The sequence below is a fragment of the Curtobacterium sp. MCBD17_003 genome (genome assembly GCF_003234885.2).
GTDB lineage: Bacteria > Actinomycetota > Actinomycetes > Actinomycetales > Microbacteriaceae > Curtobacterium.
In genome coordinates this window covers 21,279-37,976 of sequence record NZ_CP126275.1, presented here as the reverse complement: position 1 = coordinate 37,976, position 16,698 = coordinate 21,279, and the positions used below count along the sequence as shown (strand labels likewise).

16 protein-coding genes and 1 tRNA gene are annotated in these 16,698 nt (G+C 70.7%); 10 read left to right on the top strand and 7 right to left on the bottom strand.

Translation table 11 applies throughout. The features are described from left to right. Positions 1-6: 6 nt before the first annotated feature. Positions 7-1,044, bottom strand: a complete 1,038-nt coding sequence (locus tag DEI88_RS00185) for a LacI family DNA-binding transcriptional regulator (RefSeq protein WP_111026543.1) — start codon at positions 1,042-1,044, stop codon at positions 7-9. 141 nt (positions 1,045-1,185) lie between these two features. On the opposite strand from DEI88_RS00185, the gene DEI88_RS00180 reads away from it, so the two are divergent. The 4 genes from DEI88_RS00180 to DEI88_RS00165 all read left to right on the top strand — a co-directional run bounded on the left by DEI88_RS00180 (position 1,186) and on the right by DEI88_RS00165 (position 4,645). Continuing rightward, positions 1,186-1,548: a VOC family protein gene (locus DEI88_RS00180; protein ID WP_111026542.1), complete on the top strand. Its 363-nt coding sequence runs from the start codon at positions 1,186-1,188 to the stop codon at positions 1,546-1,548. Positions 1,549-1,854: 306 nt separating this feature from the next. Further along, a complete protein-coding gene (locus tag DEI88_RS00175) occupies positions 1,855-2,907 on the top strand; it encodes a hypothetical protein (protein WP_111071979.1) in 1,053 nt (350 codons plus the stop codon). 89 nt (positions 2,908-2,996) lie between these two features. Next, the gene (locus tag DEI88_RS00170; protein WP_258375038.1) at positions 2,997-3,797 is read left to right on the top strand and encodes a L,D-transpeptidase; all 801 of its coding nucleotides are present in this window, start codon (positions 2,997-2,999) and stop codon (positions 3,795-3,797) included. 86 nt (positions 3,798-3,883) lie between these two features. Further along, a complete protein-coding gene (locus DEI88_RS00165) occupies positions 3,884-4,645 on the top strand; it encodes an SDR family NAD(P)-dependent oxidoreductase (RefSeq protein WP_111035744.1) in 762 nt (253 codons plus the stop codon). Positions 4,646-4,792: 147 nt separating this feature from the next. Here the strand turns inward: DEI88_RS00165 and DEI88_RS00160 are convergent, their stop codons facing one another. The 4 genes from DEI88_RS00160 to DEI88_RS00145 form a co-directional block, all read right to left on the bottom strand. Further along, positions 4,793-5,707, bottom strand: a complete 915-nt coding sequence (locus tag DEI88_RS00160; protein WP_111010374.1) for a carbohydrate ABC transporter permease — start codon at positions 5,705-5,707, stop codon at positions 4,793-4,795. Between the two features lies 1 nt (position 5,708). Further along, positions 5,709-6,668, bottom strand: a complete 960-nt coding sequence (locus DEI88_RS00155; protein WP_111010375.1) for a carbohydrate ABC transporter permease — start codon at positions 6,666-6,668, stop codon at positions 5,709-5,711. Between the two features lie 34 nt (positions 6,669-6,702). Continuing rightward, entirely contained in the window at positions 6,703-8,043 is a 1,341-nt protein-coding gene (locus DEI88_RS00150; RefSeq protein WP_111010376.1) for an extracellular solute-binding protein, read from the bottom strand. A 591-nt stretch (positions 8,044-8,634) separates the two neighbouring features. Then, positions 8,635-9,003, bottom strand: a complete 369-nt coding sequence (locus DEI88_RS00145) for a cupin domain-containing protein (protein ID WP_111010377.1) — start codon at positions 9,001-9,003, stop codon at positions 8,635-8,637. Between the two features lie 94 nt (positions 9,004-9,097). On the opposite strand from DEI88_RS00145, the gene DEI88_RS00140 reads away from it, so the two are divergent. Next, entirely contained in the window at positions 9,098-10,117 is a 1,020-nt protein-coding gene (locus DEI88_RS00140; RefSeq protein ID WP_111035745.1) for a GlxA family transcriptional regulator, read from the top strand. A 100-nt stretch (positions 10,118-10,217) separates the two neighbouring features. Here the strand turns inward: DEI88_RS00140 and DEI88_RS00135 are convergent, their stop codons facing one another. Beyond that, positions 10,218-11,483 (bottom strand): MFS transporter, encoded by a 1,266-nt coding sequence (locus tag DEI88_RS00135; RefSeq protein WP_111010379.1) that lies wholly within the window; start codon positions 11,481-11,483, stop codon positions 10,218-10,220. Between the two features lie 140 nt (positions 11,484-11,623). Between DEI88_RS00135 and DEI88_RS00130 the strand changes: the two genes are divergently transcribed. After that, positions 11,624-12,310 carry an SDR family NAD(P)-dependent oxidoreductase gene (locus DEI88_RS00130; RefSeq protein WP_111072042.1) on the top strand — a complete coding sequence of 229 codons (687 nt, stop codon included), beginning with the start codon at positions 11,624-11,626 and terminating at the stop codon, positions 12,308-12,310. Between the two features lie 241 nt (positions 12,311-12,551). On the opposite strand, the gene DEI88_RS00125 is transcribed toward DEI88_RS00130, so the two are convergent. Beyond that, positions 12,552-12,638 (bottom strand) — tRNA-Leu (locus tag DEI88_RS00125). An 86-nt stretch (positions 12,639-12,724) separates the two neighbouring features. Between DEI88_RS00125 and DEI88_RS00120 the strand changes: the two genes are divergently transcribed. From DEI88_RS00120 to DEI88_RS00105, 4 genes are read left to right on the top strand one after another with little or no spacing between them, the layout of a single operon-like run. Next, a complete protein-coding gene (locus DEI88_RS00120) occupies positions 12,725-13,402 on the top strand; it encodes an FHA domain-containing protein (RefSeq protein WP_111010799.1) in 678 nt (225 codons plus the stop codon). Further along, a complete protein-coding gene (locus tag DEI88_RS00115; protein WP_111010798.1) occupies positions 13,402-13,950 on the top strand; it encodes an FHA domain-containing protein FhaB/FipA in 549 nt (182 codons plus the stop codon). The genes DEI88_RS00120 and DEI88_RS00115 overlap by 1 nt, the downstream gene beginning before the upstream one ends. A gap of 6 nt (positions 13,951-13,956) precedes the next feature. Beyond that, complete coding sequence (locus tag DEI88_RS00110; protein ID WP_111035749.1) at positions 13,957-15,279, top strand: Stp1/IreP family PP2C-type Ser/Thr phosphatase; 1,323 nt, start codon at positions 13,957-13,959, stop codon at positions 15,277-15,279. Then, entirely contained in the window at positions 15,272-16,696 is a 1,425-nt protein-coding gene (locus DEI88_RS00105) for an FtsW/RodA/SpoVE family cell cycle protein (protein ID WP_111071978.1), read from the top strand. The genes DEI88_RS00110 and DEI88_RS00105 overlap by 8 nt, the downstream gene beginning before the upstream one ends. Positions 16,697-16,698: the final 2 nt, after the last annotated feature.

The following is a 16,698-nucleotide window of genomic DNA, read 5'->3' as shown; positions in this document are numbered from 1 at the left end:
GGCGGTTCAGTCCTCGGCGCGGTGCTCCGGGCCGCAGCCGCACGACTCGCGGACCACGATCGACACCGGGAGTTCGCGGTGGGTCGGACCGTCGCTCGTGCCGTCGACGAGGTCGAACAGCCGCTCCGTGGCCAGGCGGGCCATCTCCTCGGCGGGGACCCGGACGGTCGTGATCGCGGGCGTGGTGACACGGGCGAGACCGAAGTCGTCGAACCCGACCACGGACACGGCTCCCGGCACGTCCACGCCGGCCGCGCGGAGCACCCGCATGCCGCCGGTCGCCATGTCGTCGTTCGCGAAGACGACGCCGTCGAACTCCGTGCCCGCGTCGAGCAGGGCCCGGATCGCGTCGGCACCGGACTCCTCGCCGAGGTCCCCCTCGACCACGAGCGCGTCGACGCCGTGGTCGCGGACGGCGGCGAGGAACCCCTCGCGTCGGTCGAGTCCGGTCTGGTGGTCGAGTGTGCCCGTGACGTGGACGAGCCGGCGGCGCCCGTGTGCGTCGATGAGGTGCTCGGTGATCCGCCGCGTCGCAGCGACGTCGTCGATCCCGACGCTGGCCGCATCGGGCAGGGACGGCGCGTTGCCGATGAGCACGACCGGGAGGCCCGACGCGACGAGCCGCTCCATGTTCCGGTCGTCGATGGCCGCGCTGGTGACGATCACGCCGTCGGCGCTCCGCGAGCGCATGACGCGCTCGTAGGCGGCCACGCCACCCTCCTCGTCCGCGTTGGTCGAGACGATCACCTGCGCGTCGTGCGCGCTGGCAGCCCGGGACATGCCGGTGAGCACGTGCATGAAGTACATGTGCCCGAACACGTGGTGCGAGCTGTTCGGGACGACGAGGGCCACGGCGCCGGCCCGCTGGTTCCGGAGCGCGCGCCCGGCGGAACTCGGCACGTACCCCAGCTCGTCAGCGGCGCGACGCACGGCGTCCCGGGTGGCGGCGCTGATGCGCTCGTGACCGGACAGCGCCATCGAGGCGGCGGCAGCGGTCACGCCGACGCGCTGCGCGACGTCCTTGAGCGTCACGGACTTCGCCATCAGTGCCTCCTCGCACGGCTGCTGGTCGGGCTGCTTTATCGATTAACCGCCCCGACTCCTGGAACTGTAGCGCTGCTTTATCGATTCAACAAGCTCATCGGGGTCTTCTCCGCTCCGATTGCGAGTGGCAGCATGCCGCGAATGGAGATCACACGGCAGATCGTCGTCCTCGACACGGCGGACCTCGCGGCCGAGAGCGGGTTCTGGGCGCGGCTGCTCGGCGGACGGGTGGAGGCCGAGGACGACTGGCACAGCCTGTACGTCGACGGCCAGCCGCGGATGGGGTTCCAGCTCGCGCCGGACCACACGCGGCCGGACTGGCCGGACGGCGAACCGCAGCAGATCCACCTCGACCTGTACGTCGAGGACATCGGTCCTGCGCATGAGGAGGCCGTCGCCGTCGGAGCACGGCTCCTCAAGGCGGCGGACGACCCGACGGCGCCGCAGGGGTTCCAGGTCTACGCGGACCCGTCGGGCCACCCCTTCTGCCTCTGTTGGGGATGACAACGTTCCCGGCCACCACCCGGTCCGACCGCCGGAACGGCCCAGCGCCTGGGCACCGGCCCGGACCCGGACCCGGACCCGGCCGACCGTGCGACATGTCGTGTGCGACGCTCCGTTCTGACATCCGATCGGGAGTACCGCTGCGGTCCCGTTGGGGATAGGGTCCTCACAGATCCGGAGGTTCTGAGGGCTTTTCGGTTCCGCCGCCGCGTCGGCCCGAGACCTGGCGGCACCGGCGCGTCGGCCCACGACGCACCACCACCGAAACCGCGGATCCGATCCGCCCGTCCCGAAACGGAACCACCCGTGAAGCGTCTCCCCGTCCTCGCAGCGGTCGCTGCCACCGCCGTCGCCGGCGCCGCCGTGCTCACCGGCACCGCCACCGCCGATGCCGCCACCACCGCCGGCGTCAGCCCCCGCCTGCTCGACGCCTCGACCCAGTCGTTGACCTGGATCACGAGCGCCGACCTCCAGACCTACAGCGGCACCGGCGAGCCGCCGACCGGCACCTGGTACACCGGCACCGCGACGGGGTTCACGACGCCGACGTTCGGCCCGTCCGGCCTGACGTTCTCCGGACCGGGCGTGCTCCTGCACTCGACGGACGGCCACCCGGCGAGCGACCTCACGTCGATCACCAGCTCGACCGACACCGACCTCGGCACCGCCGACCTCGTGAGCAGCGACGACGCCGACTTCACCCTCGTGGTGGACCTCGACGGCGACGGCGAGATCGCCGACCAGAACTACGCAGCGCTCGTCGCGGTCACGGGCGGCGACGAGGGCATCGACGGCGAGTACACCTCGTTCACCCCGGTCGGGACCATCCCCGCCGGTACCCCGGCCACGCTCGCGCAGTTCCAGGCGCAGTTCGCCGCGACGAGCCCGGACGCCACGATCCGCGAGTACGGCGTCTCCGACGCCACCGGTCCGGCCACCGTCACGGGCATCGCCTTCGACGGGCAGAACGACTACTTCACGCCGCGGCCCTCCGACGCCGGCACGATCACGCCCGCGACCCTGTCGGTGAGCGACTTCGCCACCACCGGCGTCGCGGTCTCCCAGCCGAACGGGTTCCTGCCCGGTGAGCCCGTCAGCGTCGCGCTCGTCGCCGAGGACGGCACGGCCACGGACACCGGTGTCACCCTCACCGCGGGCGCGGACGGCAGCGTCGTCGGCACGGTCACCGACCCCGACGCGACCGCCGGCACCTACGCGCTCACCCTCTTCGGCGAGAACTCGGGCATCTTCGTCGGGTTCGTGCTCGACGTCACGGCAGACCCGGCCGTGACGACGCCGACCACCCCGCCCGCCCCGGTCGCGACGCCGGTCACCACCACGGCGACCTTCACCGGCTGACCCCCACCGCGCACACGCCGATCCGCCGGACGCCCGTCGTCCGGCGGATCAGCGCTGTCCGGCACCACCTCGTCCCCGGAAGGCCCGCCGTGCTCCGCCGTCTCGCTCCCGTGACCGTCGCCGCGGTCACGGCAACGCTCCTCCTCGCCGGCTGCTCCGGTGCCCACCCGCACCACGCGCGTGCCGGTCACACCCCGACACCGACGCCGACCGTCCACGTCGGCGGCGCGCTCGGTCAGCGTCCGACCACCTCGCCGAGCCCCAGCGCGGATGCCACGGCACCGAGCACCCCGCCGATCGCGGCATCGGCGACCGTCGCGACGGCGGAGGTCGCCAGCGTCGCCGTCCACGCCGCCGCCGCCGGCGCGGTCACGACGACCCTCCCCAACCCGCAGTCGAACGGCGCCCCACTCGTGTTCCTCGTCGTCGCGCAGCAGTCCGGGTGGGTCGAGGTCGACGTCCCGACGCGTCCGAACGGCCGTACCGGGTGGGTCCGCGCGAGTGACGTCGCGCTGAGCACCGTCGCCTACCACCTCGTCGCGGTCACCGAGACGAACACCCTCACCGTCTACCGCGCCGGGAGGCCCGTCGCCACCTACCCGGTCGCGTCCGGCACCGGCGGGACCCCCACCCCGCACGGGTCGTTCTACCTGACGGAGCTCCTCAAGCCGACGAACGCCGGGTACGGGCCCTACGCGTACGGGCTCTCCGCGTTCTCCGACGTGCTCACGAGCTTCGGGGGCGGTCCGGGGCAGATCGGCCTGCACGGCACGGACGACGCGTCGAGCATCGGCAAGGACGCCAGCCACGGGTGCATCCGCATGCAGAACGCGGACATCACGGCGCTCACGAAGCTCCTGCCGCTCGGCACCCCGATCACGATCATCTGACCCGCCGCACCACCCCCGGCACCCGGTCCGCTGCCATCCCCACGGCGTATCGAGGGAGCACCGCACCACACCTCCGGGAGGCCGCCATGGAAGACCTGCACACCGTCCGCGCACTCGTCACCGGCGGCACGTCGGGCCTCGGCCGCGCGATGGCCGAGGGACTCGTCGAGGCGGGCGCCCGCGTCGCCGTCACCGGCCGCTCGGAGGCCCGGGTCACCGCCGCCGCGCGTGAGATCGGCGGCGACACGATCGGGATCGCCATGGACAGCCGCGACGACCGGTCCGTGGAGCAGGGCACAGCCACCGCGTGGCAGGCGCTGGACGGCATCGACCTGCTCGTCAACAACGCGGGCATCGGCATGCGCACCGTGAACCCCGCGTTCATGACGACGCCGCAGGACTTCTGGGAGGTCTCCCCCGATGGCTTCCGCGACGTCGTCGACACCAACCTGACGGGTTACTTCCTCGTCGCTCGGGCGGTCGTGCCGCGGATGCTCGCGACGGGCACGGGCCGCGTGGTCACGATCAGCATGAACCACGGCACGATGAACCGCCGCGGCTTCGTCCCGTACGGACCCTCCCGCGCGGGCGCCGAGGCCCTCGCCCGGATCATCGCCGCGGACCTCGCCGGCACCCCGGTCCGAGCGAACATCCTCCTCCCGGGCGGTGCGACGGCGACCGGGATGCTCGAGGGCACGTCCCGGCCCGAGGCACTCGCCGTCCTCTCCCCCGACGTCATGCGGGCCCCGATCCGGTGGCTCGCGTCCGACGAGGCCGCCGACGTCCACGACGCACGGATCGTCGCGACCGAGTTCACGGACTGGCTGGCGTCGCGCCGGGCCTCCTGACCGACGGTCGGGAGGCGCGGCACCGGCATGACCCGTCCCTCCCGGCCGGTGGGACCAGCGCGGGTGACCCTCGCCGGCCGCTGCTCCGGGCACGACGAGAGGCCCCGCCGGAGCGGGGCCTCTCGAGGACCGGTGGTGCGGGTGGCGTCAGCCCTTGAGGCCGCTGCCGGTCACACCCTCGACGATCTGCCGCTGGAAGATCAGGTACAGGATGATCAGCGGCAGTGCCGCGAGGATCGCACCCGCCTGGATGTCCGCGTACCGCTGACCGAACGAGCCCTGGACCGTGGCGAGCCCGACGGGGATCGTCATGAGGTTCGGGTTCGACAGCACGAACAGCGGCAGGAGCAGGTTGTTCCAGACACCGACGAAGGTCAGGATGACGACCGCGGCGATGACCGGACGGGACAGCGGCATGATGACCGACCAGTACACCTTCCACAGCCCGGCGCCGTCGATGCGCGCGGCCTCCTCGAGCTCCCGGGGGATGCCGTCGAAGAACTGCTTGAAGATGAACACCGCGATCACCGCGGGGACCTGCGGGAAGATCACCGACCAGTAGGTGTTGAGCAGGCTGACCGCGCCGAGCTCCTGGAAGATCGGGACGATGAGCACCTGCCCCGGGATCATGATGCCGAGGATGATGAGCAGGAACGCGAGGTTCTGACCCGGGAAGTTCAGCCGGGACAGCGCGAACGCCGCCATCGACGCGAACAGCACGGTGAGGATCGCGGTGATCACCGAGGTGATGCCGCTCGCCAGGTACCAGTTCCAGATGTCGCCGGCCTGGAACAGCGACGCGTACGAGTGCAGTGTCGGGTTCCAGTGCGACAGGATCGCGCCGGCGCCGAGTGCCGCGGTGCCGTTGTCGGACAGCGACGTCTTGAGTGCGAACAGGCTCGGGATGAGCCAGATGATCGCGAAGACCGTCAGGACGATGCCGGCGACGATGTTGAACGTCCGGCCGCTGACACCGATGCGCGTCGCGTTCTGCGCCGGTGCTGCCGCGGAGACCGGGGACTTGCTGCGGGTCCTGGTCGGCGCTGTGGTGGTCGTGGCCATCTCAGGCCTCCTTCCGAGCTGCGGAGCGGTCGATCACCTGTCGGATGACCGCGATGGCGACGATGACGATGAACAGCAGGACCGACGCCGCCGACGCCGCACCGATGCGGTTGTCGGTGAAGCCGGTGTTCGTGATGAGCCCGAGGGCCACCTGCGTCGATATGCCCGGCCCACCGCTCGTCATCAGGTAGACCTGATCGAAGATCTTCAGGCTGGCGATGATCTGCAGCAGGATCACGAGGGTCGTGGTCCGGCCGAGCAGGGGCAGCGTGATCGATCGGATCTGCTGCCAGTTCGACGCGCCGTCGACGGCGGCCGCCTCGTACAGCTCACGCGGGATCTCCTGGAGGCCCGCCAGGTACAGCACGAAGTTGAAGCCGAGCGTCCACCAGACGGTGGCGAGCGCGATGCCGATCATGGCGGTCTTCGGCGACGCGAGGACACCCGCCCCCGGCGTGATGCCGAGCCAGCTCTCGCCCAGCGCCCAGAGGCCGGTGCCCGGCGTGAAGATGAACACCCAGATCAGCGAGATCGTCGCCGACGGCAGGATGTAGGGCAGGAAGAACGCGAGGCGGAAGAACCACTGTCCCCGACGGATCCGGTTCGTCAGCACCGCGAACACGAACGCGAGGATGACGAGCGGCGGTGTCGTGTAGATGGTGAACTGCAGCGTGTGCCACAGCGCGCTCCAGAAGTCGGCGCGGGTCAGCATCTCGCCGTAGTTCGCGAACCCGGCGAAGGTACCGAGGCCCGTGTGGACGGTCGACGTGTTGAAGAAGCTCGTGATGATCATCCACACGGTCGGTCCGAGCAGGAACGCCAGGTAGAAGAGCCCGAACGGGGCCAGGAACAACCAGGCCTTGCGCCCGTCCTGTCGATCGAGCGCCGCGCGCCGCGGCCGCGACTTCGGGACGTGGGTCGTGAGCGTGGGACGGTTCGCTACGGGTGCGGTGGCGGTCACGTCGTCGTACCTCCGGGGTTCTGGGGTGAGGGGGTCACAGTGGGCTGGGGGTGCTGAGGTAGACGGCGAGCTGCTGCTTGATGGCCGACATGGCGCCCTGCGGCGACGTCGAACCCTGCTGCACGAGCGCGAGCTGGGCGCCCACCGTGGCCTCGAAGGTGGAACCGGACCCGCCGTACCAGGCGGGGTTGTCGTACACGGCGACCTTGGCGGCCGAGGCGTAGTCGGCCTGCGGCTCGAGCTTGTGGTACGCCGCACTCGTCGCGGTCGGCTGGTACGCCGGCACGTGACCGCCCTGCGCCCAGGTCATGCTCTGCTCGAGCATGGTCTTGATGAACCCCATGTGCTGCTTGCGCTGGTCGAGGGTCCGCGCCTTCTTCGGCAGGACGAACGTGTGCGAGTCGGCCTGCGCGGCCGGCTTGTCGAAGATCTGCGGGATCGGCACCATGCCGAACTTCAGGCCCTTGATCGACTGGGCCGTGCTGATCTCCCACTCGCCCTCGAGGTAGAAGCCCGCCTTGCCCGTGAACATCTGCGTCTGCGCGCCGGCGTAGTCGAGGCCCTTGTTGAGCCAGCCGTTCTTCACCCAGGTCTGCATCCGCTCGTTCACCTTGTTGAAGGCGTCCTCGTCGACGGACAGCTTGGCCCCGTTGTCGGAGAGGAAGGGCGTGACGCCGTTGATCTGGTTGTAGAACGTCCAGAACACGCGCCAGGGGGTCGCAGTCTCGCTGACGTTCGCGACCGTGATCGCGTTGCCACCCGTGACCTTGCTCACCGCGGCGAGCGCCGACTCGAACGTGTCGAGGCCCGTGAGGTCCTTGAGCTTGCCGTCGCTGCCGATCAGCCCGGCCTTCCGGCACACGTCCTCGTTGTAGAACATGACGATCGGGTGGGTGTCGAGCGGGATGGCGATGTTGTTCCCGTCGGTCTTCTGCGCCGCCCACGACTTGGCGTTGAAGTCGCTCGCCTTGAGTCCGACGAGCGCGAGGTCGTCCTCGGTGATCGGCTCGAGGATCCCACCGTCGTAGAGCGGCTTCGCCCGCGTCAGGTGGGAGACCGCGACGTCCGGCGGCTTGTTCCCGACGGTGGCCAGTGTCAGCTTGGAGTAGTAGGGGTTGCCCCAGGCGAACGTCGTCGCCTGCAGGGATCCCGATCCGCCGTGTCCCTTGCGGTAGCCGGCCTCCATCTGCTGCATGCGGTTGCCGTCCCCACCACCGAACAGGTTCCAGAAGATGAGCTGCTCGGGGTTGAGCTGACTGCCCACCAGTCCTGCCGACACGGGGCTGCTGCAGCCCGCGAGTGCGACCGTTCCTGCCGCGGCGATGCCCGCGGTCAGGAATCCCCGCCTCGTGAAGGCTCCCGTTCCCGTTGCCATTTCGACCTCCTCGTCGTTCCGGTGCCCGTGGACGGGTCGCCGGGGGTGCTGCGTTGGGTGCTCGTCCGCCAGGGAAGCGGACGTGGTTTCAGTGCGTCACCGGCGCTGCGCCGGATCCTGTCTGGAGGACCGGTGCCGGTCCTCCCGTCCGGTCGCCGGGCGTGGGGTGCGGCCCGCGGAGGACCCTCCCCGCGGCGCGGTGCGCAGCACGGGGATCTCGGACGCGGAGGCGTCGCGGGTCGTTCGGGTTGCGGTCATGGCATCACTCCATCGGGACGGACCGATCCCACCGACGGCGCGGCGGGTCTGGGGTGACTTTACAACGATGGAATGGAGTTGCAACACCCTCTTGCCACAGCGTGTCGAGAGCGCTCACGCGAGCAGCGCTCGATCCTGTCCGGCGTCGGTGCACGGGCTGTGCGTCGGCGATGACCTCGCACACGCTGCCGCTGTCGCTGTCGCACACCCTGCTGCCGTCGCGCACCCTGCTGCCGTTCGCACCCCCGCTGCCGTTGCACACCCCACTGCCGTTCGAACACCGTCATCCGGGTGTTCGACGGGAACGCACCGGTTCGTCCCGGTGCCGCTGCGTCAGGACACCGGGGGCGTCCCGCCGTCCTCGCTCCACTCCGGCTTGCCACCGGCCGCGGTCGAGGTCACCTCGGGGCCGACGATGAGGAACCGGACCTCCTCATCGGCCACCGGGCAGTGCTCGACCCCCCGCGGGACGACGAACAGGTCGCCCGGCGCGAGGTCGACGTCGCGGTCCCGCAACTGGATGCGCAGGCGTCCGCTGAGCAGCAGGAACGTCTCGTCCTGGTCGTCGTGCGCGTGCCACCGCGTGGAGCCGATGCCCTTGGCCACCTTGAACAGCTGCCCGTTCGCCTCGGCGAGGACACGCTGCGACCAGAACTCGGTCAACGTCGCCGCTTCGTCCGCCAGCGTCACCTTGTCGTCCACGTGGTCCTCCTCGTCCTCGGGCCGGGCCGTGCGCCCGTCTCCGCCCGTCAGCGTAGGGATCGGCAGCGGCGGTCGAGCATGGTAGGAATGCCCGATGTCGCAAGGATCGTTGCAACCCGACGCCGGGACCGTCCCGCGTGGTCGTGGGACACCGCACCGGGTGGTGCTCGTCGTCGACGAGGGCTCGAACCCCTTCGAGATGGCGTGCGCCTGCGAGGTGTTCGGTGCCCGCCGCGCCCGGGACCTCGGCTTCGAGCCCTACACACTCCGGATCGTCGCGCCGGGTCGCCGGACGACCATGCGCGACGGCCTGTTCCGGATCACCGCCGACGACGACCTGTCCGCCCTGGCGACGGCGGACACCGTGATCGTGCCGAACCGTCCCGACGTCGAGACCGCCTCACGCCCGGCGGTCCTCCGCGCGATCCGGGAGGCCCACGACCGCGGCGCCCGCATGGTCGGTCTGTGCACCGGGGCGTACACGCTCGCGGAGGCTGGCCTCCTGTCCGGCAGACCGGCTGCCGTGCACTGGCAGCTCGCCGACGACTTCCGGGCGCGCTTCCCCGACGTCGACCTCCGCCCCGACGTGCTGTTCGTCGACGACGGCGACGTCCTGACGTCCGCCGGCAGCGCGGCGGCGCTCGACCTGGGCCTCCACATCGTGCGGAACGACCACGGCGCCGAGGTGGCGAACCAGGTGAGCCGACGCCTGGTGTTCGCGGCCTTCCGCGACGGCGGTCAGCGGCAGTTCGTCGAGCGGTCGGTGCCGCGCGTCACCCACACACCCCTGTCGGCGACGCTCGACTGGGCCGAGGAGCACCTGGCCGAGCCCCTGACCGTCGCGGACCTCGCCGCCCACGCGCACGTCGGGGTCACCACGCTGCACCGGCGGTTCCGTGCCGAGGTCGGCAGCACGCCGCTCGCCTGGCTGACGGGGCGGCGGGTGCTCCTGGCGGAACGGCTGCTCGAGCGGGACGACCTGCCCCTGGACCTCGTGGCACAGCGGAGCGGACTCGGGACGACCGCGAACCTGCGCGCGCTCATCCGGCGGCACACGGGGTCGACGCCCTCGGTGGTGCGGGCGCGGTTCCGGGCGGCGGTCCCAGCGCGCTGATCGCCGGCCGCGGTCGCCCCGCGCGGTCGCCGGCCGTGCGTCGAACACCCCGCTGCCGTTCGAACACCGCGATCGTGGTGTTCGAACGGACGAACGCGGTTCACCGCTCGGTGACACCACCGCGCTCGGCAGCATCCCGCCGTGCGATGACGAGCGCCACCACGAGCGTCCCGACCACGAGCACCGCGGCACCGATCGCGACCGCCGAGCCGACCCCGACGGCCGCACCGAGCACCGCCAGCGTGATGCCGTTGCCCGTGCGCAGGCCACTGCCGAACATGTTGTAGACCCCGACCACGCGGCCGCGCTGGTCGAGCGGCGCCCGGAGCTGCACGACGGCCTGCCCGATCGACATGCCCGCCATGTTCGCGACACCGCCCACGAGCAGCGCGAGCACCGCGACGACGTAGTTCCCGGTCACCGCGACGGCGATCGTCGTCAGCCCGAACAGGACACCCGCCGCGACCGCCGCCCGGGTGTTCGGCTTGATCGCGCCCGTGGCCTCGAGCAGGAACCCGCCGAGCACACCACCCGCGCCGTTGGCGAACAGCAGCAGCCCGTACGCGAGTCCGGCGTCCCCGGCCCCCAGGGCGTCGGCGAACGACGGGATCGCGACCTGCAGCGCCCCGCCGATGCACAGCGCGGTGAGGCCGGCGAGCACGATCATCCCGATGAGCACGCGGTCGCCGCCGACGCTCCGGAGCACCTTGCCGGTGTCGAGCAGCGAGACGCGGGCGCGGTGCACGGACCCGCTCCGGGTGTGGCCGGTGTACGGCGTCCGGAGCATGAGGAGCGTCATGGGCACGTAGAACAGGACGTTCGCGAAGATCCCCCACGTCGACCCGAGCCCGAGCAGCAGCGCCGAGCCGACGACCGGCCCGAACAGGATCCCGAGGCTCCGGAACGTCGCGTTGAGCCGCACCGCGCTCGTCAGTTCCGCCGGTTCGGCGAAGTCGTGCAGCAGGAGCTGTTCCGCGGGTGCCCACAGTGCGCCGGCCATGCCGTGCAGCACGAGGAGCAGGCAGGCCTCCCAGATGTGCAGGGTCCCGGTCAGGAACAGCACACCCCAGGCCACCGACACGAGCATGAACATGCCCTGCGCGATCTGGATGAGCCGGCGGCAGTCGTACCGCTCGGCCAGCGTGCCGAACCACACCGAGAGCAGCAGGAACGGCAGCCAGTGACTGACGACCTCGAACCCGACGAGTGCCGGGGAGTGGAACCGCTGCCAGAGCACCCAGTACGTGATGACGTGCTCGATGTTGTCGCCCATCATCGACAGACCCGCGGTGAACAGGTAGGGGCGCGAGTGCCGATCGCGCAGGGCGGCGAAGCGCCGCGGTGCGCTCGCGATGGGGGTGGTCATGCTGCTCCTGCTCTGATCCGGTACCGGCACGGTACTTCATGCCCGGCATGCCGAATCGGGGGTGTCGAGCACGACCCGACGAGCACGACCTCATGAGCACGACCCGCACCTCGACCCCGCGTGGGGCATACCGTGGCGTCGTGGACCTCGAACTCACGGACAGCGTCGCACTCGTCGTCGGCGGACAGGGCTACATCGGCAGCGCCGTGGCCGACCGACTCCGCCGCGAAGGCGCGTCCGTCGTCATCGCGTCGCGGAGCGCCGACCCCGGACCCGACACCGTCCGGCTCGACACCGGCGATGCCGGCTCCGTCGAGCGCGCCGTGGGCGAGGTCGTCGACCGCCACGGCCACATCGACGTCCTCGTCGTCACGGCGGCCCCCGCTGCCGGCACGCTCGACCCTGCACGCGCGTCGGACCCGGAGCAGGTGCTGCACGCCATCGACGGCAAGGCCCTGGGCTTCCTCCGGGTCGCGAACGCGGTCCTCCCCGGCATGCGCGCCGCCGGCCACGGTCGGGTCGTCGTGCTCAGCGGGCAGAACGCCTACCTGACCGGGAACGTCACGACCTCGGTCCGCAACGCGGCGACGAACGTCATCGCGAAGAACCTGGCCGACGAGCTCGCCGGTTCGGGCGTGACGCTCAACGTCGTCAACCCCGGCACCGTCACCGACACGCCCTCGGCCGAGGTCACGCCCGGCCGCGGCGGCGAATCGAGCCCGGAGCAGATCGCCGACCTCGTGGCGTTCCTGTCGTCCCCGCGTTCGGTGGTCTCGGGCGAGTCGATCTCGATCGCGCACCGGGTGCTCGGGTCCGTCGTGCTCTGACGCGCCCGTTCCCCGTCGGGCGCACGAGTGGCGGTGACGACGGATGTCGCCCGGAGCGACGCCCGTTCTGACCGCAGGGTCTGGAGGCACCGCTCGCGGAGTGCATCGGCGTCAGCCGGCCCGTCGGCGGCGTCGATGGTGGGGTCCACGAACCGCAGGGCGCGGTCGGACAGGCCGTCCGGCGGGCTCCAGCATCCCCGGGAACGACGAAGGCCCCGGGTGTTCCCGGGGCCTCCATGCCTGGTGCGCGAGGGGGGACTTGAACCCCCACGCCCTCACGGGCACACGGACCTGAACCGTGCGCGTCTACCAATTCCGCCACTCGCGCCAGCCGGACGACTCTAGCACGCACAGGAAGGAACCCACGCCAACCACTACCATGCATGAGTCGGCGACCGCGATCACGGGAGACCCATGGGCCTACTGGACAGTTTCGAGCGAGGGCTCGAGCGCGCGGTCAACGGCGCGTTCGCGAAGACCTTCCGCTCGGGCGTGCAGCCGGTCGAGATCTCGGCGGCGCTCCGACGCGAGCTGGACACCAAGGCGGCGGTGGTCACGCGCGAGCGCATCCTCGTGCCGAACGAGTTCACGGTCCGGCTCGCGCCGCCGGACTACTCGCGCATGAACGACATCGGCCGGCCGCTCATCGACGAGCTCACCGGCCTCGTCCAGCAGCACGCGGTCGCACAGAACTACTCGTTCTCCGGTCCGGTCCAGATCACGCTGCGGCAGGACGGCACGCTCTCGACCGGGATCCTGCAGGTCGACTCCACGACGGTCCGTCGTGACGTCACGTGGGCCGGCGTGCTCGACATCGGATCGCAGCGCCATCACCTCAAGGTCGGCCGCACCGTCATCGGTCGCGGTTCGGACGCCGACATCACGGTCGCCGACACCGGCACGAGCCGTCGGCACGTCGAGGTCGTGTGGGACGGCAAGCACGCGCAGGCGACGGACCTCGGCTCGACGAACGGATCCAAGCTGAACGGAGAGCGCTTCGAGCGTGCGATCGTCGAGCCGGACTCCACCATCGAGATCGGACGGACCCGTATGGTGTTCCGGGTGGTCCCGGAAGCCGACGGAGGAGCGTGATGACGAGCAGCCTGACACTCCTCGTGCTGCGCTTCGCGTTCCTCGCGGTGCTGTGGCTGTTCGTGTTCGCGATCGTGTTCGCCCTCCGGAGCGATCTGTTCGGGCAACGCACCCGGTCCATCCCGACCGACGCCAAGAACCAGCAGCAGGGTCCGAGCACGCCGCCACTGCCGACCAACGCCACGGCTGGCCGCGCGGATCCGGGCGCGTTCACCGAGGCCATCCGGCCTGGAGGCCCACCCGCGTCCGCCACGCAGGTCGCCACCCGACTCGTCATCACCGACGGCGCGCGCGAGGGCATGGAGATGCCCCTCGGGCGCGGTCCGATCACGATCGGTCGAGCGAGCGACAGCAACGTCGTCATCCGCGACGACTACACGTCCACCAACCACGCCCGCCTCGACCTCCGCCCCGAGGGGTGGTTCATCACCGACCTCGACTCCACGAACGGCACCTTCCTCGACGGCCAGCGCGTCTCCGCGCCCATGCCGGTCCGGGAGCGCACCCCGATCACCATCGGGACGACGACGTTCGAGCTGCGGCGGTAGCGCCGGATGGCAGCCCGTACCCTCAGTGCCGCCGTGTCCCACGTGGGCCGGATCCGCGCGAACAACCAGGACTCCGGCTACTCGGGGGCGTACCTGTTCGCGGTCGCCGACGGCATGGGCGGGCACGCGGGGGGTGACGTCGCCTCCGCGATCGCGATCCGCCGCATCCGTGAGGTCGACCGCGAGTTCCCGTCGGCCCACGACGCGGAGTTCGCGCTGCAGGCCGCGCTCATCGCGGCGAACCAGCTCATCACCGAGACGGTGTTCGAGCACCAGGAGCTCACGGGCATGGGCACGACCGTGTCCGCGATGATCCGCGTGGGCGACCAGATCGCGATCGCGCACATCGGCGACTCCCGCATCTACCGCTTCCGGGACGGCGAGCTCAAGCAGATCACCGCCGACCACACCTTCGTGCAGCGGTTGGTCGACAGCGGGCGCATCACGCCGGAGGAAGCCGCGGTCCACCCGCGGCGGTCCGTCCTCATGCGGGTGCTCGGCGACGTCGACGCGGCGCCCGAGGTCGACACCGCGGTCATGGACATCCAGCCCGGTGACCGGTGGCTGCTCTGCTCCGACGGCCTGTCGAGCTACCTCGCCGAGGAGCGCATCCGCCACGCGCTCGCGTCCGAGATGGACGCCAACCAGGTGACGCAGCGCCTCGTCAAGGAGACCCTCGACCACGGCGCACCGGACAACGTCACCGTCGTGGTGATGGACGTGACCGAGGACGTCCCGGACGACGTCGACGACGCCGCGACGACCGTCGGGTCCGCCGCGGCGCCGCTGACGTTCGAGGCGTCGACGGGCCGCAAGCCGATCCGGCTGCCGACGATCCTGCTCCACCCCCTCAAGGTCACGACGGCGCCCGAGGACTCACACTTCGAGCCCGAGTCCGACCAGTACTTCGCCGAGCTCATCGCGGAGGACCGCCGCCGGCGCCTGCGTCGTCGCATCTCGTGGACGATCGCGTTGGTCGCTGCGGTCGTCGTGCTCGTCGGCGTCGTGTTCCTCGGCTACCGGTGGACCCAACAGCACTACTACGTGGGCGCCGACGGCAGCAACGTGGCCATCTTCAAGGGCGTGCAGCAGGGCATCGGTCCGGTGCACCTGTCGAGTGTGTACGAGGACTCGGACCTCCGGGTCGGCGACCTGCCCGCGTACACGCGTGAGAACGTCCGCCAGACCATCAACGCGTCGTCCCTGTCGGACGCGCGGGCCATCATCCGCCGTCTGGAGGCCGCGGCCGAGTCCGACGCGGACGGTGACGGCACCGGGACGCCGACGCCCACACCCACGCCGACGCCGACGGGAGGCGCGCATGGCTGACATCGCCGCCCGCCAGTCCCTGACGCAGACCATCACCATCAAGCTGCGCGAACCGGCGCGCGCCCGCAACCTGGAGCTCGGCCTCCTCGTCATCGCCTGCGGCATCTGCGCCGGCGCGATGCTGCTCGTCCAGCTCGGCGTGCACAACCGGATCGACGTGCCGATCCTGATCGAGGGCGCGGCCATCCTCGTGCTGGCCCTCGTGATGCACGTGGTCCTCCGCATCGTCGCGAAGAACGCGGACCCGTTCATCCTGCCGATCGCCATCGTGCTCAACGGCATCGGGATCGCCGAGATCTACCGGATCGACCTGCACACACCGAGCGCCACCGGATGGGGCAGCGCCGGGGTCCGGCAGATCGCCTGGACCTGCATGGCCATGGTGATGGCGATCCTGGTGCTCCTGCTCGTCCGGAACCACCGCTTCCTCCAGCGCTACCGCTACATCTTCATGCTCGTCAGCATCGTGCTGTTGTTGCTGCCGATGCTGCCCGGGATCGGACGCACCATCTACGGCGCGCGCGTCTGGATCGGCATCGGACCGTTCTCGTTCCAGCCGGGCGAGCTCGCCAAGATCTCGCTCGCGCTGTTCTTCGCCGGGTACCTCGTGACGGCGCGCGACAGCCTGTCGATCGTGGGCCGCCGGATCCTCGGTGTGCAGCTGCCGCGGGCCCGCGACCTCGGGCCGATCCTCATCGTGTGGGGCGCGGCGATGAGCGTCCTCGTGTTCCAGCGCGACCTCGGGACCTCGCTGCTCTACTTCGGCCTGTTCCTCGTGATGATCTACGTGGCCACGGGCCGCGCGAGTTGGGTGATCATCGGCTTGATCCTGTTCGTGGGAGGCGCGCTCATCGCCGCGCAGACCCTCACCTACGTGCACGGCCGGTTCCAGGCCTGGCTCGAGCCGTTCGACAACACCATCTACAACCGGCAGTTCTCCGGGAGCTACCAGCTCGTGACGGGTCTGTTCGGGTTCGCCAACGGCGGCATCACCGGCACGGGCCTCGGCCAGGGACGCCCGTACCTGACCCCGCTCGCCCAGAGCGACTACATCTTCTCGGCCATCGGCGAAGAACTCGGGCTCGTCGGCGTCTTCGCGATCCTCGGACTGTTCCTCCTGCTCGTCTCGCGCGGGTTCCGCGTGGCGTACGCCGGCCAGGACGACTTCGGCCGACTCCTCGGGGTCGGGCTCGGCTTCGTCATCGCGCTGCAGACCTTCATCGTGATCGGCGGTGTCACGCGCGTCATCCCCGTGACGGGTCTGACCACGCCGTTCATGGCCGCGGGTGGCTCCTCACTCGTGGCGAACTGGATCATCGCGGCGATGCTCCTGCGCCTCACCGACTCCGTCCCGGCGGAGCAGCGGGTGCAGCAGGGCGCCGCCACGGCCGCCATCGACACGAGGACAGGACGGTGACC